This window comes from Methylosinus sp. is20ea (assembly GCF_059718135.1).
The window spans coordinates 1,658,512-1,680,977 of record NZ_AP046088.1 but is presented as its reverse complement, the minus strand read 5'-3'; the positions used below and the strand labels follow the sequence as shown (position 1 = coordinate 1,680,977).

Here is a 22,466-nt window from a genome sequence, read left to right as displayed (position 1 = left end):
ATCTGGACCCTGCGCTCTATCCTTCCGCTTCCACTCGACCCGGCCGGTTTTTCTCCTCCGCGACGGCGCGCTCGGCCTCCTCTATCGCCGCCATCGTGCCGACATGCAGCCATTTGCCGTCCAGCGCAACACCGAAAAGCCGTCCCTGCTCCGCCGCCCGGAAAAAGAACGGCGCGAGCCCGAACGCCTCCTGCTCCACGCTCTCGAAAAGCTGCGGTTTCACGATGCCGATCCCGGCATATACGTGATCGGCCGTCTCGCCAGCGGCGCGCTTCGTCAGCCTACCGTCCTCGGCGCGATGGAAATCGCCGTCCCATTCGACTCCGACGCTGCCGAGGCGCGGGGCGAGCAGCAGGGCGACATCCATGATCTTCGGGTCCCACAGCTCGGCGAGGCGGCGCAGATTATCGTCGCGCGCGCCGATCCAGAAGGCGTCCGTGTTGCAGATGAAAAAAGGCCGCCCGCTGAATTGGGGCAGGACCTTCTTGATGCCGCCGCCCTGGTCGAGCAGCCTCTCGCGCTCGTCGGAGACGATGACGCGCGGGCGCACCCGCCCCTCGAGGCTCCGCTCGATCTGATCGGCGAGGTGATGGACATTGACGATCGCCGTGGCGACGCCCGCCGCCGCGAAAGCGTCCAGCGCGCGATCGAGCAGCGTCACGCCGGCGATGGCGACGAGCGGCTTGGGCAGCCGGTCGGTCAAGGGCCGCATGCGCGAGCCGAGCCCGGCCGCGAAGACGAAAGCCGCGTCAGGCATGAAAGAGCGCCGGGAGATGCGCGACATACCAGGCCTCGAGATCGGCGAGCGCGGGATGACGCAGGCCCTTGCGCAGATAGGTTTCGACGCGCGGCAGATGAACGAGATATTGCGGCTTGCGGTCGCGCTGGTCGAGCCGCGCGAAAATGCCGAGGATTTTCGTCGCGCGCTGGGCGCCGAGAATGGCGTAGGCGCGCGCGAAAGCCGGCATATCGAACAAAGGGTCGGCCTCGCGGCGCTTGCGCGCGTAATAGCCGAGCAGCCGCATTTCCAGCTCGTCCGGCACGTCGACGCGCGCGTCCTGCGTCAGCGAGACGACGTCATAGGCCGGATGGCCGAGCACGGCGTCCTGGAAATCGATGACGCCGACGCGCGCCGTTCCCTCGCGGTCGGCGAGCCAGAGCAGATTGGGCGAATGAAAATCGCGCAAGCTCCAGGTCGGCGCCGACATCACGATCTCGATCAGCGCCTGCCGCCAGAGATTGACAAAGGTCGCCTTGGCCCCGGAGGAGATGCCGCCGCCGCCGACGCGGCTCGCATACCATTCGAGCAGCAGCTCGACCTCGATCAGCAGCGCGTCGAGATCATAGGGCGGGACATGATAGGGGCTCGCGCCCTCGACCGGGAGCACATCCGGCAGGCGGCGGGCATGAAGCGGCGCGAGCGCCGACAGCGCCTCGAAATAGCGATCGGCGATGGGCGCGCCCGCGGCGACGACGCCGTCGCGGCCGAGATCCTCGAGCAGCACGAATCCGGCGGAGAGATCATAGGCGTAGATCTGCGGCGCGGAGAGGCCCTGCGCGCGCAGCGCGTCGGCCATGGCGACGAAGGGCTTCACCGTCTCGGCGAGCCGGGCGATGGCGCTATAGGGCTTGCCATAGCGGATCGGCGGGCCGTCCGGCCGCGCCGGCGAGATCATCAATATGGCCTGCGCGCCATCCGGCCGGCGCAGCACCTCATAGACGCGCGAGGAGGCGTCGCCCTGCAGATATTCCCGCGAGGCGTCGCACCAGCCGGCGCGCTCCAGAAACTCGCGCATGGAACGGAAGGCTTTGAGCCGCCCCGCCGCCTTGCCATGGGCGAGGATGCCGATGCGGCGCGCATCCGGCGTCTCCGGCGCGGCGAAGGCGAGCCGCACATCCATACGCTCGCCGGCGAAGAGGCCGGGCGCGCGCTCGGGCCATTCGACCAGCACCAGCGCATCCTCGGCCGCCTCCTCGAAGCCCATGGCCTCGAGCTCCGCCTCGCCGCCGGCGATGCGATAGAGATCGGCGTGGAGAATGCGGCAGGACGGCGTCTCATAGAGCTGCATCAGCGTGAAGGTGGGGCTCGGCGTCTCCAGCGTCGGGTCCTGCGCCAGAGCGCGGATCAGCGCGCGCGCAAAGGCCGTCTTGCCCGCGCCGAGATCGCCGGAGAGGGTGACGAGCCGCACCGTGTCGCGAATGAGCGGCGCGAGCCGCGCGGCGAGCTCGGCGGTCTGCGTTTCGTCGGCGACGTCGATCAGCCATTCGGCCTCTTCGGTCATGAGGCCTGTCCTTTTTCACGCTGCGTGACATCCTGCATCTTCCCGGCGCCCTGGGGCGCCGGGAAGATGCAGGTGACGGTGGTGCCTTCGCCGAGCGCGGAATCGATGAGCACGCGCCCGCCATGCAGCTCGGTGAAGGCGCGAACGATGGAGAGGCCGAGCCCGACGCCCCTGTGGCGAGAGCCAGAGGTGTGCGACTCGAAGCGGTCGAAGACTTTCTCGAGGACGTCCGGGGCGATGCCCCGCCCCCGATCGGCGACCTTGAACACGATTTCCCCCTCCCGCCGCAATGCCGCGAGCGTAATCGTTTGTCCCGGCCGAGAAAAGCCGATCGCATTGGCGAGCAGGTTGAACAGGATCTGGCGGATGCGCTTGCCGTCGCCGCGAAAGCGCCCGACCTCGCCGGTGGCGACGATCTGCAACTCTATGTCGTTCTCGGCGAGCCGGTCCTGAACGCCCTCGGCCGCGGCGCGCATGGCGTCGGCGGCGTCGACCTCCTCGAGCTCGAGCTCCATGGCGTCGCTGTCGATCGTCGCGAGATCGAGAATATCGTTGATGATGGCCAGCAGCGCCGCCGAGGATTTGCCGACATAGCCGAGATATTCGAGCTGCTTGGCGTTGAGTTCGCCGGTCGTCTTCTCGCCGAGCAGATGGATGAAGCCGATGATGTTGTTGAGCGGCGAGCGCAGCTCGTAGGACACATGATGGACGAAGTCGTTGCGGATCTTCTCCGCCGCGATCAGCGCCTGATTGCGCTCGGTGAGCGCGCGCTCGACATTCACGCCCGCGGTGACATCGACGAAGGTGAGCAGCGCCGCGCCTTCCGGCAAAGGCTGCGCCGTGCAGTCGAGCACGACGCCATCCGAGCGCTCGATGCGCCGCGTGAAGCCCTGGCGCATGTCCTGCAGCCCGGTCACGAAGCCGCGCAATTCGGTCCAGGTCTCCTCGTTGAGATGCAGCGGCCGGCACAGATTGGCCACGGCGTCGAAACGCGGCTTGTCGTCGAGAATATGCTTGTCCAGCGCCCAGAGCGCGAGGAAGGCGGGATTGCAGAAGCGCAGCCTTCCGTCCGGGCCGAAGACGGCGACGCCCTCGCGCAGATTTTCCAGCGTCTCGTTCTGCATGCGGTCGAGCGCATGGAAACGCGATTCGAGGAAATAGCGCTCGCTCACATCGTCATAGAGATAGGTGACGCCGCCTTGCGGATTGGCGTTGACCACGACGCGCAGCGTGCGTCCGTTCGGCATGTGCCAGACATGCACGTGATGCTCTTCGGACGCCTGATAGGCCTCCAGCAGGCGCGCCTTCCAGGCCTTGTAATCGGCTTCGACGGGAAGGCGCTGCTCGGCGCGCAGGCGATCGAGGATCTCGCTGTCGCTCGGCCCCTGATCCAGATAGGCCCTGTCGAGCGGCCAGAGACTCTCATAGGCGGCGTTGCGATAGACGAGGCGCCTGGCGCGATCGAAAATAGCGACGGCGATGGGCAATTGATCCAGCGTGCGCGAATGCGCCTGCATCTGCTGCTCGAGATCGGCGCGCGTCGTGTCGATCTCATGGCGATCGATGGCGAGAGCCGCGGCGGCGCCATGGCAGGGCGCCTCGACGATATCGAGACGATGCCGCTCTCCGGCGACGACCGCCGTCACCCGCGCGCGCCATACGTCGTCTTGGGCGCGCGCCGCCTGGGCCTGCGTGCGCGCGTCATTGTCCAGCAGCTCGATCTGACGACGCAGCGCGTCGGCCGGATTTTCCGCCTCCACCGCCTGCGCATAGGCCGAGTTCACGAAAACGAGTCGGCCCTCGGCGTCGCGCATCCAGACCGGCGTCGGCAGCGCCTCGAGCAGAGCGCGCAGCCCGTCCACCTCGGCCACGCTGCGCGTGTGGCGCTCGCGCAGCGACAGCAGCTCCAGCCGCTCGCCGGAGACTTCGCGGATACGCAGCACGGCGCGGCCGGCGACGGCGCGGCCCTCGGCGTCGAAGCGCCGGCCCTGCAGGCTGGCGAGCGAGAGATGAAAACCGTCGCCATTCTGGCGCAGCCGATCGATGCGCTCTTGGAGCGCGCTCGCCTCCTCCGGGCCGAGCCAAGTGCCGAAGGCGAGCACGCGCCGCGCGAAGGCCGGATCGTTGAGGCCGTTCTCTATGTCCGGCTCGCCCGCGGCATTGTCCCAGGAGACGAACAGTTGTGGCTCGCTCGACAGAAAAATCTCGGCGCGATCGAGCCGCGTGCGCGTCGCTTCGAGCTCGGCGGCAAGACGCGCCTCGCGACGGCTCCACGCCTTGCGCTCGCCGAGATGGGTGAAGGCGACGACGACAGCAAAAAGCGCGAGCCCGCCGGTCAGAGCGAGATTGACGAATTCGGCGTTATTCGTGGTGGCGAGAAGATTGGCGAGCGCCTCCGCCCGCGCCGGCCCGCCGAGCGGCAAGAGGCTGGCCGTCGTGAGCCCACGCGCCACGCCGCGAACGAGCGTCGAGGACGCTTCCCGACGTCGCGCAGGCGGCAACGCTTTCGGCCCGAAGGCCGCATCGTGACACATGCGAACAGGTCTCCACGTTCGATTTGCAAAGGCTCATCGCAAACAAACGCCGTAAGCCGTCCGCGCGCCACCGAGGCGCCGTCTCGAATCGCGTCTAATCTAAAGCGCGCCGTCGAAAAGTGAAACGCAGATCGTGACCGGGAGATTGGCGCCTAAGGATTTCGCCGAACTGGCGTCGCGAAAAAAAACGGCGGAGCGAGAGAATCGCTCCGCCGTCTCGCTCTCGCAGGCGAGAGAAATCAGTAGCGGTAGTGGTCCGGCTTGAACGGGCCGCTCTGCGGCAGGTTCAGATAGGCGGCCTGCTGCTCGGTCATCTTGGTGAGCTTCACGCCGATCTTGTCGAGATGCAGCGCCGCGACCTTCTCGTCGAGATGCTTGGGCAGCGTGTAGACGCCGACCGGATACTGGCCCTGCTTGGTCCACAACTCGATCTGCGCCAGCGTCTGGTTGGTGAAGGACGCGGACATCACGAAGGACGGATGGCCGGTCGCGCAGCCGAGATTCACCAGGCGGCCTTCGGCGAGCAGGATGATGCGCTTGCCGTCGGCGAACTCGACCTCGTCGACCTGCGGCTTCACATTGTGCCATTTGAGATTGCGCAGGCCGGAGACCTGGATCTCGCTGTCGAAATGGCCGATGTTGCAGACGATGGCGCGATCCTTCATGGCGCGCATATGCTCGGTCGTGATGACGTCGACATTGCCCGTCGCGGTGCAGAAGATGTCGGCGCGCGAGGCCGCGTCTTCCATCGTCGTGACCTCATAGCCTTCCATCGCCGCCTGCAGCGCGCAGATCGGATCGATCTCGGTGACCAGCACGCGGCAGCCGGCGTTGCGCAGCGAAGCGGCCGAGCCCTTGCCCACATCGCCATAGCCGGCGATGCACGCGACCTTGCCGGCCATCATCACATCGGTGGCGCGGCGAATGCCGTCGACCAACGACTCGCGGCAGCCGTAGAGATTGTCGAACTTCGACTTGGTGACCGAATCATTGACGTTGATCGCCGGCCACAGGAGCTTGCCTTCCTTGTGCATGACATAGAGGCGATGCACGCCGGTGGTGGTCTCCTCGGTCACGCCCTTGATGGCCTCGGCGTTGCGCTTGTAGAAGCCCGGATTGGCCTTGAGGCGCTTCTTGATCGCGGCGAAGAGGACTTCCTCTTCCTCATTGGTCGCCTTGTCGAGGAAAGCCGTGTCGCCATTCTCGGCGCGCAGGCCGAGATGGATGAGCAGCGTCGCGTCGCCGCCATCGTCGAGAATTATGTTCGGCGTGCCGCCGTCGCCCCATTCGAAGATGCGATGGGTGTAGTCCCAATAATCCTCGAGGCTCTCGCCCTTGATGGCGAAGACCGGCGTGCCGGCGGCGGCGATGGCCGCAGCGGCGTGGTCCTGCGTCGAATAAATGTTGCACGACGCCCAGCGGACATCCGCGCCGAGCGCCTTCAGCGTCTCGATCAGCACGGCCGTCTGAATGGTCATATGCAGCGAGCCGGCGACGCGCGCGCCTTTGAGCGGCTGCGACGGGCCATATTCGGCGCGGGTCGCCATCAGACCGGGCATTTCGGTCTCGGCGATGTTGAGCTCCTTGCGGCCCCAATCGGCGAGGCCGATGTCGGCGACGACATAATCGTTGAAATGGGTGGTCATGACGCTCCCTTCAGGCGTTGTCTCGCCTGTGGGAAGGCGAGTGCGACGGGCCCTGGCCGCCTATAGCAAGGCGGCGGAGCAGATGCAATAAAGATATAAACAAGTCTTTATGTGAGCGTCGCGACTCGAGCCGGCTTGCGGTCGCGCAGGAAGACAAAAGCCCCGATAGCCGCGATCACGGCGACGATCAGCAGGATCAGCAGCGTCGATTCCTCGAGCCAGGCGATCGCCGGCACGGCGAGGCCCAGCAGCAGCCCGACGAACGACACACGCCAGGCCTCGGCGTGAATGCCCGCGGTGAAGGAGCCGAGCGCCAGCACCGTCAGCACGGTGAGCGCGCTGCTGTCCGAATTCATCATCTGCTTCACATCGCCGATGAAGATGAGGCACATTGCGGCGAGAACCGCGCCCCAATGGAGGATCTGCGTGCGCACGAGCCGCCATTTCTCGTCGGCGTTCTCCGCCTCCGGCCAGCCGGCCACTATGCTGATCAGTCCGAAGATCGGCGCGAGGACGATCCAATAGGTGGTCATGCCCTGGCGCGTCACGCTCGTATAGGCGACGCCGAACAGCGCCAGCAGGAGCATGGCGAAATAAGGCCATTGTCGCAGAAGGAAGGACGCCCCCCCGTGATGAGAATGGGCCTCGGGCGAGAGAATTTCCGGCGCGCGCTCGATCACTTTGCAGGCTCCGTTTCGATGGTGTCATTCGCGACACGCGGGAGGATGGACCGACGGCTCCTCGAGAAAAATCTCGCGAGACCTCGAAATCAGCGCCTTCGGCCGCCGCGGCGCACAATACACAATATAATCGTCATATCGTCGGAGACGAGACGCGCCATAGCGCGTCCCGCGATTTGGTCTCGAGCCCTTCCCGTCAGGCCGTGACCTTCTGGCACTCGTCGGCGCAGGCTTTGCAGGCCTCGCCGCAAGCCTTGCATTCCGCGATATCCGGGAATTTGTCGCATTCCTTCTTGCAGGCGAGGCAGGCCTCGGTCACGGCCTTGGCGAAGGCGGGCGTGAGGCTCGAGTTCGTCCCCGCCAGCGACGCCAGAGCCTTGCAGGCCGCGACGACGTCGAAAGTGGACTTGGTGCAGGCTCCCATGCTGGCGTCGTTCATCGCCAACATCTCGAAGCAGTGACGCAGGCAGTCCTCGCCCGCGGCGACGCATTTGGTGGTCGATTCGAACAGCGCCTTATATTTGGCGCCGCCGTGATGATGATGCGCATGCGGATCTTCGGCCGCCAATGCCCCAGAGGCGGCTGTCGCGGCGGCCAATACGCCCATAGCTGTTACAAATTCCCGGCGTTCCATGAATCTCCCCCTGAGTTTAGGAACAACAACATTTTCAAATTTAAGCTTTTGTGAGCAAGATTCAATCATGTCGCGAGTTGATCGAGCAAAAATCGTCGCACGGTTCAATGACTGTGTCCGACGGGAGACAATGATTCGCCGCGTGGTATAAGGCCCCGTCGGACAAGAATACGGAAGCGGACGATGGCGGCCATAGCGAACTTCAACGCGCCGGAATTTCTCAATTCATTGATTTCTCTGCTCGTAGCGCTGCTTCTCGGCACGCTGATCGGCGCCGAGCGGCAATATCGCCAACGCACCGCGGGACTGCGCACCAATGCGCTGGTGGCGCTGGGCGCGGCGGCTTTCGTCGATCTCGGCATGCGCCTCAACGGCAATGTCGGCGCGACCCAGGTGCTCGCCTATATCGCCTCGGGCGTGGGCTTTCTCGGCGCCGGCGTCATCATCAAGGACGGCGCCAATATTTCCGGCCTCAACACCGCGGCGACCATCTGGTGCTCGGCGGTCACCGGCGCCTTCGCCGGCGCCGATCATGCGGCGGAGGCGATATTGATGGCCGTTTTCACGCTCGCCGGCAATATGCTGTTGCGCCCGCTGGTCCATCTCATCGAGCGCGCGCCGATCGACGAACGCTCGACGGAAGCGATCTACCGCCTGCATGTCACCGTCTCACAGACGCGGCGCGACGCCTTGCGCGATCTGCTGGTGGAGAAGCTCGAGGCCGCCGACTATCCGGTGCGCGAGATCGAGGAATTGGAGCGCGGCGAAGGCGAGGTGGAGCTCGTCGCCATTTTGACCTCGACCAGCGTCGATCCCAAAGAGCTGGACGCCGTCGCCGCCGATCTCGAGAAGATCGCAGGCGTCGAGCATGCGAGCTGGACCGCGCAGACGAGCGAATGAAATACGCGAGTTCCGTATCTGAAAGAAAGGGCGCTTCCTTCTCCCGCTTGCGGGAGAAAGTGGCCCTCGCGTCAGCGAGGGTCGGATGAGGGCTCTCTCCGCCACAGCGACCTGAAACTCTTCATCGCGCCTGCGAACCGCAGCCGCCCTCATCCGACCCCGCCAAAGCCCGTCGCTAGCGACGGGCGTCCTCACGGACGCCCTGTGGCGGGGCCACTCCCACCAGTGGGAGAAGGAATCGCGCGTCCCGATTCTCGGCCGACGTCGAGGCGATAGGCGAAGCGATAAAACAGCTCCCCACTCACCCCGTCAGCCGGCGGCACAGCCCGTCGAGCTGCTCCAGCGTCGCATAGCGGATGCGCAATTCGCCGCTCTCGCCGCTATGATGGATCGACACATAGAGCCCGAGCGCATCGGTCAGAAGCTTTTCCATCGCCACCGTATCCGCGTCTTTCTCGACACGCGGCTTGCGCGACTTCGTCTCCAGCTTGGCGCCGGAATCCGCCTGCGCGAGCCGCTCGACGTCGCGCACGGTGAGGCCCTCCTCGACGACGCGCCGCGCCACCGAATCGGGATTGTCGAGGGCGAGCAGCGCGCGCGCATGGCCGGCCGAGATCGCGCCTTCCGTCACCAGCCGCCGGCTCGCCTCGGGCAGGTTGAGCAGACGCAGCGTATTGGCCACATGCGAGCGGCTCTTGCCGATGATCTTGGCAAGATCGGATTGGGAATAGCCGAACTCCTTGCCCAGCCGCTCATAGCCGCGCGCCTCCTCGATCGCATTGAGATCGGCGCGCTGGACATTCTCGATGATGGCGAGCTCGAGCGCCTCGCGATCATCCGCCTCATGCACGATGATCGGAACATCGGCGAGATTGGCGAGCTGCGCGGCGCGCCAGCGGCGCTCGCCGGCGATGATCTCATAGGCGTCGGCGACGCCCGGCACGGTGCGCACGACGATCGGCTGGATGATGCCCTTCTCGCGGATGGAGGCGGCGAGATCGGCGAGATCCTCCTCATTGAAGGCGACGCGCGGATTGCGCGGATTGGGCCGCAGAAACTCGATCGGCGCCTTGCGCTGACCGCGCGCGCGCTCCACCGCCGGCGCTTCCTCGCCCGCGTCTCCGATCAGAGCCGCGAGCCCTCGCCCCAATCTTCTGCGCGTCGCTTCTTCGGCCATTTCGAGAGAAATCCTTCAATCCATTAACCGGAGATTGCCTAATGCGAGCGACGAAGCCACAGCTCAGGCGGCCCGTAGCTGCTTCTCGCGCTGGATGACCTCCGTCGCGAGCTTGAGATAGGCCTGGCTGCCGCTGCATTTGAGGTCATAGAGCAGCACGGGCTTGCCATGCGACGGCGCCTCCGACACGCGCACATTGCGCGGGATCACCGTCTCATAGACCTTGTCGCCCATGAAGCGCCGCACATCGGCGACGACCTGGGTCGCCAGATTATTGCGCGGATCGAACATGGTCAGCACAATGCCATGGATCGAGAGCCGCGGATTGAGCGAACGCCTCACCTGCTCCACGGTCGACAGCAGCTGCGACAGACCCTCGAGCGCGAAGAATTCGCATTGCAACGGCACCAGCACCGCGTCGGCGCAGGCGAGCGCGTTGATGGTCAGAAGATTGAGCGAGGGCGGACAGTCGATCAGAATATAGCTGAAGGCGAGGGCCAGGTCGTGGCGCTCTGTTGCGATCATCTCGGCGACCGCGCGCTTCAGGCGAAAGGCGCGCTCCTTGTCGCTGGCGATCTCGAGCTCGACGCCGAGCAGATCCAGCGTCGAAGGCGCGATCGAGAGCCGCGGCACGGCGGTGGCGACGATGGCCTCGGCGAGGCTGCTCTCGGCGAGCAGGACGTCATAGGTCGAAATCCGGCGGGCCTTGCGGTCGACGCCGAGCCCGGTCGAGGCGTTGCCCTGCGGATCGAGATCGATGACGAGCACCGACTCGCCCACGGCGGCGAGCGCGGTGCCGAGATTAATGGCCGTCGTCGTCTTGCCGACGCCGCCCTTTTGATTTGCGAGGACGAGAATGCGGGGGACGATGCGGGGATGAGTAACGTCGGTCACGTCAAGCTCCAAAATCCCGCGCAAGGGCGATAATGCGGCCGGATGAATGCGTCCGGCTCTGCAAAGTCCAGATCTGGAAACTATCTGCGGCGCTCGAGCCGGTCAATTCATTGGCCCAGTCTTCACCCTTTAAAAACACGCCTTTGACGTTTTTCAACAGAAGTTCGCGTGACCAGTCGATCAATTGCGGCATCGGCGCCAGCGCGCGGGCGGTGACGCCCGCCACGGCGTCGGTGATGAGCGGCAGCTCGTTTTCGATTCGGCCGACATGAATTTCCGTCACAGCGCCTGTTTCACGTGAAACAGCGCGCAGAAAGGCGGCCTTGCGCTGATCGCTCTCGATGAGATGGACCTTGGCCCCCGGACGATCCTTCAAGCAGATCGCCAGCACCATGCCGGGAAAGCCAGCCCCGGAGCCGAGATCGATCCAGCTTTCCAGGCTCGGAAAAAACTCACGAATCTGCGCCGCATCGGCGAAGTGACGCGTCCATAATTGGTCCAGCGTGCTGTCCGCGATGAGATTGATCGACTTCTGCCATTTGCGCAGCAGCGATTCGTAGATCTCGAACTCGCGCAAATAGGGCCGCAAAGAGGGCGCGAGCTTCAGAGCCGCTTCACGATCGCTGACGCGATCCTTCGCCTTACCGACCATTTTTCCGCTCACCCGCGCCGCGCCCGCGCCGCCAGAAGAGTGAGCGCCGCCGGAGTGACGCCTTCGATGCGTTGCGCCTGGCCCAGCGTGCGTGGTCGCAGCACTGACAGCTTGGCGCACAGCTCCGCGGAGAGCCCGCCGATCTCGCCATAGTCGAGCGTCGAGGGCAGAGCGAGCTGCTCGTCCCGACGGTAGGAATCGATATCGGCGCTCTGCCGGTCGAGATAGACGGCGTAGCGCGCATCGGTCTCGACGCGCGCCGCCGTCTCCGAATCGATCGCGAGAAGCTCCGGCCAGATCGCTGCGAGCCGCCCCAGATCAATCCCGGGAAAGGACAGCAGGGCAAAGCCGCTGCGCCTCTGCCCATCCTGATTGATCGGGAGGCCGGCCTTGGCCGCCGCCGCGGAGGTCAAAGACAATTGCTCGAGCAGAACGCGCGCGCGGCCGAGCCGGTCCATCCGCTCGCGATGAACCCGCTCGCGCTCGCCCCCGATGCAGCCGATCTCGAGCCCTTTGCCGGTCAATCTCTCATCGGCATTGTCCGAGCGCAGCGACAGTCGATATTCGGCGCGCGAGGTGAACATGCGATAGGGCTCGCTGACCCCGCGGGTGACGAGATCGTCGATCATCACGCCGAGATAGGCCTCGGCGCGGTCGAAGACGATCGCGTCCTTTCCCGCCGCACGCGCGGCGGCGTTGAGCCCGGCCACCAGTCCCTGCGCGGCCGCCTCTTCATAGCCTGTCGTGCCATTGATCTGCCCGGCGAAGAAGAGGCCCTGGATTCGCTTCGTCTCCAGCGTGGAGTCGAGCTCGCGGGGGTCGACGAAATCATATTCGATCGCATAGCCCGGCCGCAGAATCCGCGCCGCCTCCAGCCCCTCGATCTGCTGAATGAACGCGCGCTGGACCGCTTCCGGCAGCGAGGTGGAGACGCCATTGGGATAGACGGTGTCGTCGTCGAGCCCTTCCGGCTCGAGGAAAATCTGATGGGCGTCTCGATCGCCGAAGCGCGTGACCTTGTCCTCGATCGACGGGCAATAGCGCGGGCCGGGCCCGGAGATTGCGCCGCTGCGCATCGGAGAATGCTGGAGATTGTCGAGAATGACCCGATGCGCCGCCGCATTGGTCCTGGTGATGTGGCAGGCGATCTGCGGATTGACGATTGATTTGGTGAGATAGGAGAAGGGCTCCGGCGTCTCATCGCCCTTCTGTTCCTCGAGACGGGCCCAATCGATCGTGCGTCCGTCGAGGCGCGGCGGCGTGCCGGTCTTGAGGCGCCTGGTCGCAAAGCCGATCCGCCGCAAATCTTCCGCCAGGCCGATCGACGGGCGCTCGCCCATGCGCCCGGCCGAAAGCTGCGTCGCGCCGATATGAATCACCCCGTTCAAGAAAGTGCCGGTGGTCACCACAATGGCGCGCGCGGCGATCCTGTCTCCATCCAGATCGACGCCGATGATGCGGCCCTGCTCCACCGCCAATCCTTCAGCCGAGCCCTCGATGACGTCGAGATTGGGCGTCGCGGCGATCACCGCCTGCATCGCCGCGCGATAGAGCTTGCGGTCGGCCTGAGCGCGCGGGCCGCGCACGGCGGGGCCCTTAGAACGATTCAGCAGGCGAAATTGGATTCCGGCGGCGTCGGCGACGCGGCCCATGAGGCCGTCGAGCGCATCGATCTCGCGGACGAGCTGGCCTTTGCCGAGCCCGCCGATCGCCGGATTGCACGACATGGCGCCGATCGTGGCGCGGTCATGCGTGAGCAGCGCCGTGCGCGCGCCACGTCGCGCCGCCGCCGCAGCGGCCTCGCAGCCGGCATGGCCGCCGCCGATCACGATCACGTCATAGGCCGGTCGGCTCACTTCTTCATCCTCGATCCTGTTTCACGTGAAACTTTATTTGCCAATGCAAAATTGCGAGAAAATCGCATCCAACACATCCTCGACATCGACGGCGCCGACAATGCGGCCGAACGCCCGGCCGGCGACACGAAGATCGTCTGCGACGAATTCGAGAGGCTTGCCGGAATCGAGACTCGTCTCGATCGCGTCTTTCGCCTCCTGAATGAGTCGCCGATGCCGTTCGCGCGTGAGAAGCGCCGTCGAGCCGTCGCCCAGACGTCGCTTCGCGCGATCCGTCATTGCATCCAGAAGTCGGTCTATTCCAAACCCTGTTCTAGCAGAAATTGCAAGATCATCTGATGTGCAGCCGAGCAAATCCGCCTTGGTCGCGACGCGAATCAGCTCGACGCCTTCGACCGGCTCCAGCTGCGGCGCATCGGTCCCTCCTTCCGAGAGCCAGAGGAGCAGATCGGCCTCGCCGATCCGCGCCCGCGTGCGCGCGACGCCGATGCGCTCGATCTCATCCGTCGCCTCGCGCAGACCGGCCGTGTCGACCAGAGTGACCGGCATTCCGCCGAGATCGAGATGGACCTCGATCATGTCCCGCGTCGTCCCCGGAACCGGAGAGACGATCGCGGCGTCGCGGCGGGCCAGCGTGTTGAGCAGTGTCGACTTGCCGGAATTCGGAGGGCCGAGCAGAAGCACGACAAAACCATCCCGGAGCCGCTCGGTCCGCTCGCCTGCCGCCAGCACGCTCGCCATTTCCTCGGTCAGCGGCGCGAGCAATGGGCGAAGCGCGGTCGCCGGCTCGAACACATCTCCCTCATCGGAAAAATCCAGCTCCGCCTCGACCAGCGCCAGAGCGCGGATCAGCCCGTCGCGCCAGCTCTCGACCCGCTCGCGCAATGCCCCGCCCAACGCCCGAATGGCTTGGCGGCGCTGAAACTCCGTTTCCGCCTCGATCAGATCGGCGAGGCCTTCGACCTGCGACAAATCCATCTTGCCATTGGCCAGGCTGCGCCGTGCGAACTCCCCCGGCTGCGCTTCTCGCAGCCCGGGAAAATCGCTCAATGCCCGCAGAAGCGCACGCATGACCGCGCGGCCGCCGTGTATCTGCAATTCGGCGTAATCCTCGCCGGTCGGCGAATGGGGCTGCGGAAAATAGAGCACCAGACCGCGATCGATCGTCTCGTCGTTTCGCGGGTCCACGAGACGCGCATAATGAGCGAATCTCGGCTCCGGGAGCAGCCCTGCGAGCCGTTCCACCACCGCGCGGACCTTCGGTCCAGACAGCCGAATCACCGCAATCGCCGCGCGCCCGGCGCCTGTGGCCGAGGCAAAGACCGTTTCAGTCGACATCGCCAGTCATCCGAGGGAAGAACGCATCGCTCTACTCGAATTTCCTTCCCGGAGAAAGCACGCGCCCCCGCGCGGTCGCCGCCTCTCCCGGCACGGCGCGCAGCCAGAGCCGTGGCGCGGAGATTGTCGCGCTCGGCGTCGGGATTTCGGGGGATGAACCGATTGTTCGTTCCGGCGGAACGGGACGACAGCCTCGTCCGCTGCTGTGAGCCGGGAGGCGCGTCCGTTTTTAGCTCGCATACGCGGTCGACGATCGCCCAGACCTAGAGCGTTTCCAGCCGAAGTGGACGCCGGTTCGGCGTTGGAAACGCATCAAAACAAAAGCCGAGAGTCTTTCCGCATTCAATGAAACACGGAAACACGGAAAGACTCTCGGCGAAGCCCTCGAACACGCTCTCCCCGCGAATTCACATCGCCGGCGCGTCCGAGCCGAGGGCGCCGACTCAGGTGTTCATCGAATCGAAGAAGCTGGCGTTGCCCTTCGGCGTCTCACGCAGCTTGCCGAGCAGGAACTCGATCGCGTCGACCGTGCCCATCGGATTGAGGATGCGGCGCAGCACATACATCTTTTTGAGCACGTCCGCTGGCACCAGCAGCTCTTCCTTGCGGGTGCCGGAGCGGGTAATGTCGATTCCCGGGAACACGCGCTTGTCGGAGACCTTGCGGTCGAGAATGATCTCCGAATTGCCCGTGCCCTTGAATTCCTCGAAGATCACCTCGTCCATGCGCGAGCCGGTGTCGATCAGCGCCGTGGCGATGATGGTCAGCGAGCCGCCCTCCTCGATATTGCGCGCGGCGCCGAAGAAGCGCTTGGGACGCTGCAGAGCATTGGCGTCGACGCCGCCGGTCAACACCTTGCCGGAGGACGGCACCACAGTGTTGTAGGCGCGGCCGAGACGCGTAATCGAGTCGAGCAGGATCACGACGTCGCGGTGATGCTCGACCAGGCGCTTGGCCTTCTCGATGACCATTTCCGCGACCTGAACGTGACGCACGGCCGGCTCGTCGAAAGTCGAGGACACCACCTCGCCCTTCACGGAGCGCTGCATGTCGGTCACTTCCTCGGGGCGCTCGTCGATGAGCAGCACGATCAGATAGCATTCCGGATGATTGGTGGTGATCGACTGCGCGATATTCTGCAGCAGCACCGTCTTGCCGGTGCGCGGCGGCGCGACGACCAGCGCGCGCTGGCCCTTGCCGATCGGCGCGACGAGATCGATGACGCGCGCGGAGAGATCCTTGCGCGTCGGATCGTCGATCTCGAGCTTCAAGCGCTCGTCGGGATAGAGCGGCGTCAGATTGTCGAAGGGGACCTTGTGCCGCACTTTCTCCGGGTCTTCGAAATTGATCGAATTGACCTTGAGCAGGGCGAAATAGCGCTCGCCCTCCTTGGGGCTGCGGATCATGCCCTCGACCGTGTCGCCAGTGCGCAGGCCGAAGCGCCTGATCTGCGAGGGCGACACGTAAATATCGTCGGGGCCGGCGAGATAATTGGCGTCCGGCGAACGCAGGAAGCCGAAGCCGTCCTGCAGCACCTCGACGACGCCTTCGCCGACGATCTCGACGTCGCGACCGGCGAATTGCTTCAATATGGCGAAGAGCAGTTCCTGACGCCGCATGAGCGATGCGCCCTCGACCTCATGCTCCTCCGCGAAAGCGAGAAGTTCGGCGGCCGATTTGGACTTCAGGTCCTGAAGCTTGATTTCCCCCATTTGGGACAATCCTCGACGATATTCGGATGAAACTCGGGCTAGGGCGGGATGGGCAGAAGGGAAGCGGGGCCGATGCCCCGAAGAGCCGGTCTGGATCCGGCTGTCGTTTGAAACGACGATCTGCCTGAGGTGAGCGATAGAGCAATTAATCCCTTTCGGGCGGAAACGCAAGCCATCCGCCCGAAGCCCATGACATTTACGTGAAGGACGGGGAAAACTCCCTGCCTTCAGAACGGCTTGACGATCACCAAAATGACGATGCCGATCATCAGCAGCGTCGGAACCTCATTGACGAATCGGAAGAATCGCGCCGGCTTGTGATTCTCGTCGCGCTCGAAAGCCTTCTGCGTGACGCCGAAATAGAAGTGGACGCCCGTCAGCAGGACGACGAGCGCCAATTTGGCGTGCAGCCATCCCGCGCCGTGGAAGGAGCCGAAATAGATCAACGCCAGGCCGGCCGCCCAGGAGACGATCATCGCCGGCGCCATGATGTAGAGGGCGAGCCGGCGCTCCATCTTCTTGAACAGAGCGGAAGGCGCGCCCTGCCCGACTTGCGTGTGATAGACGAAGAGTCGCGGCAGATAGAGCAGCCCGGCCATCCAGCAGATCACTGCGATCACATGCAAAGCTTTGATCCAGAGATACATGACTCAATTTCCTGTTCTGCGAACGCGTTCGATCAATTGCGAGACATGCTCTAGTGGCGTCTCCGGCAAGACGCCGTGACCTAGGTTGAATATATGCGGACGTCCCGCGAAGCTCCGCAAGATCGAATCGATCTCACGATCGAGCGCCGCCCCGCCCGCGAGCAGAGCGAGCGGATCGAGATTTCCCTGCAGCACCGTCCCTTCGGGAATCTCCTTCACCGCCCAGGCGGGGTCGATCGCCGTGTCGAGCCCGAGAGCGTCGGCCCCGAGTCGTTCGGCGAGCCCCGGCAGATGCGTCGCGCCCCCGCGCACGAAAGCGATGATCGGAACGCCCGGCCGCGCGGCTTTCACCTCGCCGATGATCTTTTTCAGCGGCGCGACCACCCAGCTCTCGAATTCGAGCGGCGGCAGCACGCCCGCCCAGCTGTCGAACAGCTGCAGCGTCTCGACGCCGGCGTCGATCTGCCGAATGAGATAAGCGACCGAGGCCGCGACCAGACTGTCGATGAGCCGCGCGAAGGCCTCCGGCCGCCGAAAGGCGAAGAGCCGCGCCGGCGCCTGATCCGGCGTGCCGCGGCCGGCGATCATATAGCTCGCCACCGTCCACGGCGCCCCGCAAAAGCCGATGAAAGCCACTGATTTCGGCAGCTCGCCTTTCACCCGGTCGATGGTCTCGAAGACCGGCGCGAGTTTTTCGATGTCGAAGCTCTCGGCCAGCGCCGCAATGTCGTCGTCGCTCTCGACCGGGACGAGCCGCGGGCCGGCCCCCGCTTCGAACCAGACCTTCTGCCCGAGCGCGTCCGGCACGACGAGAATATCGCTGAACAAAATCGCCGCGTCGAAGCCGAAACGCTCGATCGGCTGCAGAGTGATCCGCGCCGCGGTCTGCGGATTGTAGCAGGTGTCGAGAAAGCTCCCGGCCTTGGCCCGGAGCTCTTGATATTCCGGGAGATAACGGCCCGCTTGTCGCATCAGCCAGATCGGCGGGACGGCCTGTGCTTCGCCGCTCAGAACGGCGAGGAGCGGCTTACGATCACCCATTGCGCTTTGGCTCCGGCGAGGTCAGGAAATTGGGGGAGAAAGACGCCCGGCGCTCTTCCCGGCATTGGAGCTAGCCCAAAACGACACAAAAAGAAAATTCAATCTTTAAGAGATTTTTTTGATTTTATTAGGGCTTTCTTAACGGAGGTTAATTTGTGTCAACCTTTTGTCCACACCTTACGTAGCACGAACGTTGCTGTATAGAGATTCCCCGACCCCTTGTGGACAGGCTGGTAAACGAAATATTAACAGCGCCTTGTCGCCATGTTCCCACATGGATGGCGTTTGATGGCGAAGAAACGCGTCTTGTCATGGTCGTGCTCCTGCTTTTCCCCACGCGTTCTTTCGCCTGTTGATCGATCCGCCAGGTTATGCGCAGCTGTGCACATGGCCTCGTCCGGCGGCGTTATTTTTCCCCACTATGCTCACGAGCGCGCAGGGCCTGTGGGTAACATGGCCTGGTAACGAAGCGAGGAGGTTTCGGTGTCGTTCGATCGCTCGCGCGGCTTCTGGCTCCACGCCGAGCCGCTGATTCTCGCCTCCAAGAGCAAAGGTCGCCGCGCGGCGCTCGAGCAGACCGGCGCGCCTTTTCTCGTCCATCCGGCGGAGATCGACGAGCGCGCTGTCGAAGCAGAGGTCGTCGCGGCCGGCGGCGACGCCGACGCCGTCGCGGCGCGACTGGCGCGCGACAAGGCGAACCTCGTCTCGCTGGTGCGGCCGGGCGCTCTCGTCCTCGGCGCCGATCAGGTGGCGAGCTGCGAGGGGCGCCGATTCGGCAAGCCCGCGACTGTCGCCGCCGCCGGGGAGCAGCTGCGCTTTCTCTCCGGCCGGACCCATCGCCTGCATTCGGCGGTCGCCATCGCGCGCGACGGCGCTCTTATTTTCGAGACCGTCGCCCATGCGGATTTGACGATGCGCGCTTTCTCCGACGAATTTCTGGCCGGCTATCTCGACATTGTGGACATGGAGGCGACGACCAGCGCCGGCGCCTATCAGATCGAAGGCCTCGGCGTTCATCTCTTCGAGCGCATTCTCGGCGATCACTGGACCATCATCGGCCTGCCGCTGCTGCCGGTGCTGGAGGCGCTGCGTCGCGAAGGCGCGCTTCTCGCATGAGCGCCGATGCGCCGGCGCGCCCTCTCACCATCGGGCTCACCGGCTCGATCGGCATGGGCAAATCGACAACGGCGGATCTCTTCCGCGCCGAGGGCGTCCCCGTCTATGATTCCGATCGCGCCGTGCATGAGATTTATCGCGGCTCCGCCGCAGCGCGCATAGAAGAGATGTTTCCCGGAACCACCCTCGACGGAAGCGTCGATCGCGCCCGCCTCGCCGCCCGCGTGCTCGGCGACGCCGAGGCTCTGCGCCGTCTCGAGGCGCTGGTGCATCCGCTCGTCGCGGCCGAGCGCGACGCATTTCTCGAATCCTGCCGGCGCGCCGGAGACAGCGTCGTCGTCTTCGACATCCCTCTTCTCTTCGAGATCGGCGCGGAAAAGGACGTCGACGCCGTCGTCGTCGTCTCGGCGCCGCTGGATGTGCAGCGCGCCCGCGTGCTCGCGCGTCCCGGCATGACGGAAGAGAAATTCGCCGCCATACTCGCCAAGCAGATACCAGACGTCGAAAAGCGCGCCGGCGCCGATTTCGTGGTGCATAGCGACCATGGGCTGGATTCCGCTCGGCGAGAAGTTCGGCTAATTCTCGAGGAGCTGGCGCGGCGAAGACCGCCGCGTTGATTTTATCGAAAGAGGCGAGCGATGCGTGAGATCGTCTTCGACACGGAGACGACCGGCTTGGATCCGACCAAGGGTCATCGCATCGTCGAGATCGGCGCGGTCGAGATTTCCAATCTCATCCCCACCGGCCGCACCTTCCATTTCTATCTCGATCCGGAACGCGACATGCCGGAGGAGGCCTTTCGCGTGCACGGGCTCTCCTCGGCCTTTCTCACCGGCCAGAAGAAATTCCGCGAGATCGCCGCGAGCTTCCTCGAATTCGTCGACGACGCCAATCTCGTCGCGCATAACGCCGAATTCGACATGCGCTTCGTCAATTTCGAGCTCGGCGCGCTGGGGATGGCGGCGATCCCTTTCGATCGCGTCGTCGACACTCTGACGATGGCCCGTCGCCGTCACCCCGGCGCCTCCAACACGCTGGACGCGCTCTGCCAACGCTATGGCGTCGATCTCACGCGGCGCGACAAGCATGGCGCGCTGCTCGACGCGGGCCTTCTCGCCGAGGTCTATGCGGAGCTGATGGGTGGTCGCCAATCCGCTCTGACACTGCAGGCGGACGCCGAGGCGCTGGCCGAGGAGAGGGGCGACGAATTTTTGCGCAGCCGTCCGCAGAAGCTGGAGCCGCTTCTCACCGAGGCGGAGAGAAGGGCGCATGAGGCTTTCGTCGTCAAGCTCGGAAAAGAGCCCTTATGGCTGCGCTATCTCGCGGAGCCTCGAGAGGAGGAGGTCCGAGAGGAGAAGAGTATGGAGAGGCGAGCCTGACGGCCCGCCTTCCTTAAATCTCAATTGGCGTTGGCCGGGGTCTGCTGCGCCTGGGCCGCGCGCTGCTGATAGAGCGCGAAAAAGTCGATCGGATCGATATAGAGGGGCGGGAAGCCGCCATTGCGCGTGGCGTCGGCGACGACCTGGCGCAGGAAGGGAAACAGCAGCCGCGGGCATTCGATCATCACGATGGGATGAAGCTGCTCGGCGGGAATGTTGAGCAGGCGGAACACGCCGCCGTAATCGACCTCGAGCTTGAACAGCACCTCTTCGCTCTCGGTCGCCGAGGCTTCCAGCGTCACCGAGACCTCGAAGTCTTCCTCCGACATCTGGCGGGCGTTCACATTGACCTGAATGCCGATCTCCGGCGGATTCTGGCGCGGCTGCAGCGAGCGCGGCGCATTCGGATTCTCGAAAGACAGGTCCTTCACATATTGCACGAGCACATTGAGCGCCGGGGCGCCGGCCGGGCCGGAGCCGCTTCCATTCGTGTCGGTCATCGTCGAACTCCCAGCCGATTTCGGCTCCCGACAGGCGCAACGGGATGGCGACGCCTGTCACGGCCGCCCGCCTAACACGTCCCCTCGCGGGCGACAACGGGGTTTGATGTCAGTGCGCTTTCCGCTCGAACGGAATCGTTCGCGCGATCAGAAATTCGCTTCCACCGAGGCTGGTCGCGTCCGGTCAGACGACTTTGGCCGGAGCCGCGCGGCGCGAGCGCACGCGGCGTTTTGGGCCCTCGTCGACGACCGCCTTCCATTCGCCGGGCGAAAGATCGATCGTCTGCGGACCTTTCCGCTCCGTTTTGCCGCGAATGCGGTCGGCGACATGGGAGCGGATCGACGGCGACTTCAGCGCGAGGCCGACGAGATCGGAGGCGAAGCCGGGCAGGATCAGCAGCAGCGAGCCGACCGCCTCCAGCCCGCCGTCGAGCAGAGCGACGCCGGATTTCGTCTCCTCGCGTGGCTGGCCGACCCGGCCGCGAAGGTAGAGGAACAGTCGCTTGACGTCGGCGAGGCCGAGCAGAGTGGTGCCGACGCCGAGCGCGACGGCCGCCAGCACGCCGAGAAACTGCACGACGAGCACGAAAGCGATGATTTCGACGAAGAGCCAGCCAGTCAGCACATAGGCGACGAGTTTCGACTTGTTCACGTCGGTGCGCCCTCCATCCCCAAACGCGGCCTAATCGCGCGCGTCCCCCGGCGAGGGGGTTGATTCGTGACATCTGGGACGCGACATGATACCGGACAATCCCTGCGACTGGGAGACGCCCTTTGTCGGGATCCGATTTCGACCCCTCCATCTTTGTCTTCGCCGCTCTGGCGGCTTTCGTCGTCTGGAAATTGTGGTCGGTCCTCGGCGTGCGCGTCGATCGGGAAGGCCCCGCCGCGGATCGCACGCCGGGTCCAGCGCGACGCATCGGCCCGGCGCCGGCGCCGCAAGGCTCCGCTTTCGCCCCCGCGCCCGCTTCCGGCCCGCTCGACGCCGATCGCTGGAAAGGCCTCGCCGAATCGGGCAGCGCCGGCTGGCGTGGGCTCGACCAGATCGCGGCCGCCGATCGCGGCTTTTCCGCCCCGGCCTTCGTCGATGGCGCGAAAAAAGCCTATGAGATGATCGTCGAGGCTTTCGCCAAAGGCGACCGCGACACGCTGCGCAATCTCCTCTCGACGGAAGTGTTCGACAGTTTCGCGGGCGAGATCGCCGCGCGCGAGCAACGCGGCGACACCGCCGAAGCCCATGTCGTCTCCATCGACACGGCGACGGTGGAGGACGCCAAGGTCGAGCTCCGCAAAGCGCAGATCACTCTTCGTTTCGTCGTCAAGCTCCAATCGGTCCGCCGCGATAGCGCCGGCGCCGCGATCGAGGGCGATCCCGAGCGGCCGCTCGAGATCGTCGACCTCTGGACTTTCGCGCGCGACGTCGCCGCGCGTGATCCGAATTGGAAGCTCGTCGCGACCGAAACGGTCCATTAGGCGGA

21 protein-coding genes are annotated in these 22,466 nt (G+C 64.9%); 5 read left to right on the top strand and 16 right to left on the bottom strand.

Annotated elements, in window-relative coordinates; all coding sequences use genetic code 11:
* Positions 1-16: 16 nt before the first annotated feature.
* The 6 genes from AC6IY7_RS07670 to AC6IY7_RS07645 form a co-directional block, all read right to left on the bottom strand.
* Positions 17-757: a nucleotidyltransferase family protein gene (locus AC6IY7_RS07670; RefSeq protein WP_497782467.1), complete on the bottom strand. Its 741-nt coding sequence runs from the start codon at positions 755-757 to the stop codon at positions 17-19.
* Positions 750-2,282: a tRNA (adenosine(37)-N6)-threonylcarbamoyltransferase complex ATPase subunit type 1 TsaE gene (gene tsaE / locus AC6IY7_RS07665; RefSeq protein ID WP_497782466.1), complete on the bottom strand. Its 1,533-nt coding sequence runs from the start codon at positions 2,280-2,282 to the stop codon at positions 750-752. The genes AC6IY7_RS07670 and tsaE overlap by 8 nt, the downstream gene beginning before the upstream one ends.
* On the bottom strand, positions 2,279-4,816 hold the full coding sequence (locus AC6IY7_RS07660) for a PAS domain-containing sensor histidine kinase (RefSeq protein ID WP_497782465.1): 2,538 nt from the start codon (positions 4,814-4,816) through the stop codon (positions 2,279-2,281). The genes tsaE and AC6IY7_RS07660 overlap by 4 nt, the downstream gene beginning before the upstream one ends.
* A gap of 239 nt (positions 4,817-5,055) precedes the next feature.
* On the bottom strand, positions 5,056-6,462 hold the full coding sequence (gene ahcY / locus AC6IY7_RS07655) for an adenosylhomocysteinase (RefSeq protein WP_497782464.1): 1,407 nt from the start codon (positions 6,460-6,462) through the stop codon (positions 5,056-5,058).
* Between the two features lie 107 nt (positions 6,463-6,569).
* The gene (locus AC6IY7_RS07650) at positions 6,570-7,142 is read right to left on the bottom strand and encodes a hypothetical protein (protein ID WP_497782463.1); all 573 of its coding nucleotides are present in this window, start codon (positions 7,140-7,142) and stop codon (positions 6,570-6,572) included.
* A 196-nt stretch (positions 7,143-7,338) separates the two neighbouring features.
* Positions 7,339-7,749: a four-helix bundle copper-binding protein gene (locus tag AC6IY7_RS07645; protein ID WP_497782462.1), complete on the bottom strand. Its 411-nt coding sequence runs from the start codon at positions 7,747-7,749 to the stop codon at positions 7,339-7,341.
* Between the two features lie 210 nt (positions 7,750-7,959).
* On the opposite strand from AC6IY7_RS07645, the gene AC6IY7_RS07640 reads away from it, so the two are divergent.
* The gene (locus tag AC6IY7_RS07640) at positions 7,960-8,676 is read left to right on the top strand and encodes an MgtC/SapB family protein (RefSeq protein ID WP_497782461.1); all 717 of its coding nucleotides are present in this window, start codon (positions 7,960-7,962) and stop codon (positions 8,674-8,676) included.
* 301 nt (positions 8,677-8,977) lie between these two features.
* On the opposite strand, the gene AC6IY7_RS07635 is transcribed toward AC6IY7_RS07640, so the two are convergent.
* The 8 genes from AC6IY7_RS07635 to hemE all read right to left on the bottom strand — a co-directional run bounded on the left by AC6IY7_RS07635 (position 8,978) and on the right by hemE (position 17,993).
* Positions 8,978-9,853 (bottom strand): ParB/RepB/Spo0J family partition protein, encoded by an 876-nt coding sequence (locus tag AC6IY7_RS07635; protein ID WP_497782460.1) that lies wholly within the window; start codon positions 9,851-9,853, stop codon positions 8,978-8,980.
* Between the two features lie 63 nt (positions 9,854-9,916).
* A complete protein-coding gene (locus AC6IY7_RS07630; RefSeq protein ID WP_497782459.1) occupies positions 9,917-10,747 on the bottom strand; it encodes a ParA family protein in 831 nt (276 codons plus the stop codon).
* A 1-nt stretch (position 10,748) separates the two neighbouring features.
* Entirely contained in the window at positions 10,749-11,399 is a 651-nt protein-coding gene (gene rsmG / locus AC6IY7_RS07625) for a 16S rRNA (guanine(527)-N(7))-methyltransferase RsmG (RefSeq protein WP_497782458.1), read from the bottom strand.
* 8 nt (positions 11,400-11,407) lie between these two features.
* Entirely contained in the window at positions 11,408-13,255 is a 1,848-nt protein-coding gene (gene mnmG, locus AC6IY7_RS07620) for a tRNA uridine-5-carboxymethylaminomethyl(34) synthesis enzyme MnmG (protein ID WP_497782457.1), read from the bottom strand.
* Between the two features lie 33 nt (positions 13,256-13,288).
* Positions 13,289-14,593, bottom strand: a complete 1,305-nt coding sequence (gene mnmE / locus AC6IY7_RS07615; protein WP_497782456.1) for a tRNA uridine-5-carboxymethylaminomethyl(34) synthesis GTPase MnmE — start codon at positions 14,591-14,593, stop codon at positions 13,289-13,291.
* A 443-nt stretch (positions 14,594-15,036) separates the two neighbouring features.
* Entirely contained in the window at positions 15,037-16,305 is a 1,269-nt protein-coding gene (rho, locus tag AC6IY7_RS07610) for a transcription termination factor Rho (RefSeq protein WP_024878112.1), read from the bottom strand.
* Between the two features lie 227 nt (positions 16,306-16,532).
* Entirely contained in the window at positions 16,533-16,952 is a 420-nt protein-coding gene (gene hemJ / locus AC6IY7_RS07605; RefSeq protein ID WP_497782455.1) for a protoporphyrinogen oxidase HemJ, read from the bottom strand.
* Between the two features lie 3 nt (positions 16,953-16,955).
* Entirely contained in the window at positions 16,956-17,993 is a 1,038-nt protein-coding gene (hemE, locus tag AC6IY7_RS07600; RefSeq protein ID WP_497782454.1) for a uroporphyrinogen decarboxylase, read from the bottom strand.
* Between the two features lie 483 nt (positions 17,994-18,476).
* Between hemE and AC6IY7_RS07595 the strand changes: the two genes are divergently transcribed.
* From AC6IY7_RS07595 to dnaQ, 3 genes are read left to right on the top strand one after another with little or no spacing between them, the layout of a single operon-like run.
* A complete protein-coding gene (locus AC6IY7_RS07595; protein WP_497782453.1) occupies positions 18,477-19,109 on the top strand; it encodes a Maf family protein in 633 nt (210 codons plus the stop codon).
* A complete protein-coding gene (gene coaE, locus AC6IY7_RS07590; RefSeq protein WP_497782452.1) occupies positions 19,106-19,726 on the top strand; it encodes a dephospho-CoA kinase in 621 nt (206 codons plus the stop codon). Before AC6IY7_RS07595 ends, coaE begins: the two co-directional genes overlap by 4 nt.
* Before the next feature lie 21 nt (positions 19,727-19,747).
* Complete coding sequence (gene dnaQ, locus AC6IY7_RS07585; protein WP_497782451.1) at positions 19,748-20,488, top strand: DNA polymerase III subunit epsilon; 741 nt, start codon at positions 19,748-19,750, stop codon at positions 20,486-20,488.
* Positions 20,489-20,508: 20 nt separating this feature from the next.
* On the opposite strand, the gene secB is transcribed toward dnaQ, so the two are convergent.
* A complete protein-coding gene (secB, locus tag AC6IY7_RS07580; RefSeq protein WP_497782450.1) occupies positions 20,509-20,988 on the bottom strand; it encodes a protein-export chaperone SecB in 480 nt (159 codons plus the stop codon).
* A gap of 184 nt (positions 20,989-21,172) precedes the next feature.
* The gene (locus tag AC6IY7_RS07575) at positions 21,173-21,640 is read right to left on the bottom strand and encodes an FxsA family protein (protein WP_497782449.1); all 468 of its coding nucleotides are present in this window, start codon (positions 21,638-21,640) and stop codon (positions 21,173-21,175) included.
* A 122-nt stretch (positions 21,641-21,762) separates the two neighbouring features.
* On the opposite strand from AC6IY7_RS07575, the gene AC6IY7_RS07570 reads away from it, so the two are divergent.
* The gene (locus AC6IY7_RS07570; protein WP_497782448.1) at positions 21,763-22,461 is read left to right on the top strand and encodes a Tim44/TimA family putative adaptor protein; all 699 of its coding nucleotides are present in this window, start codon (positions 21,763-21,765) and stop codon (positions 22,459-22,461) included.
* Positions 22,462-22,466 lie beyond the last annotated feature (5 nt).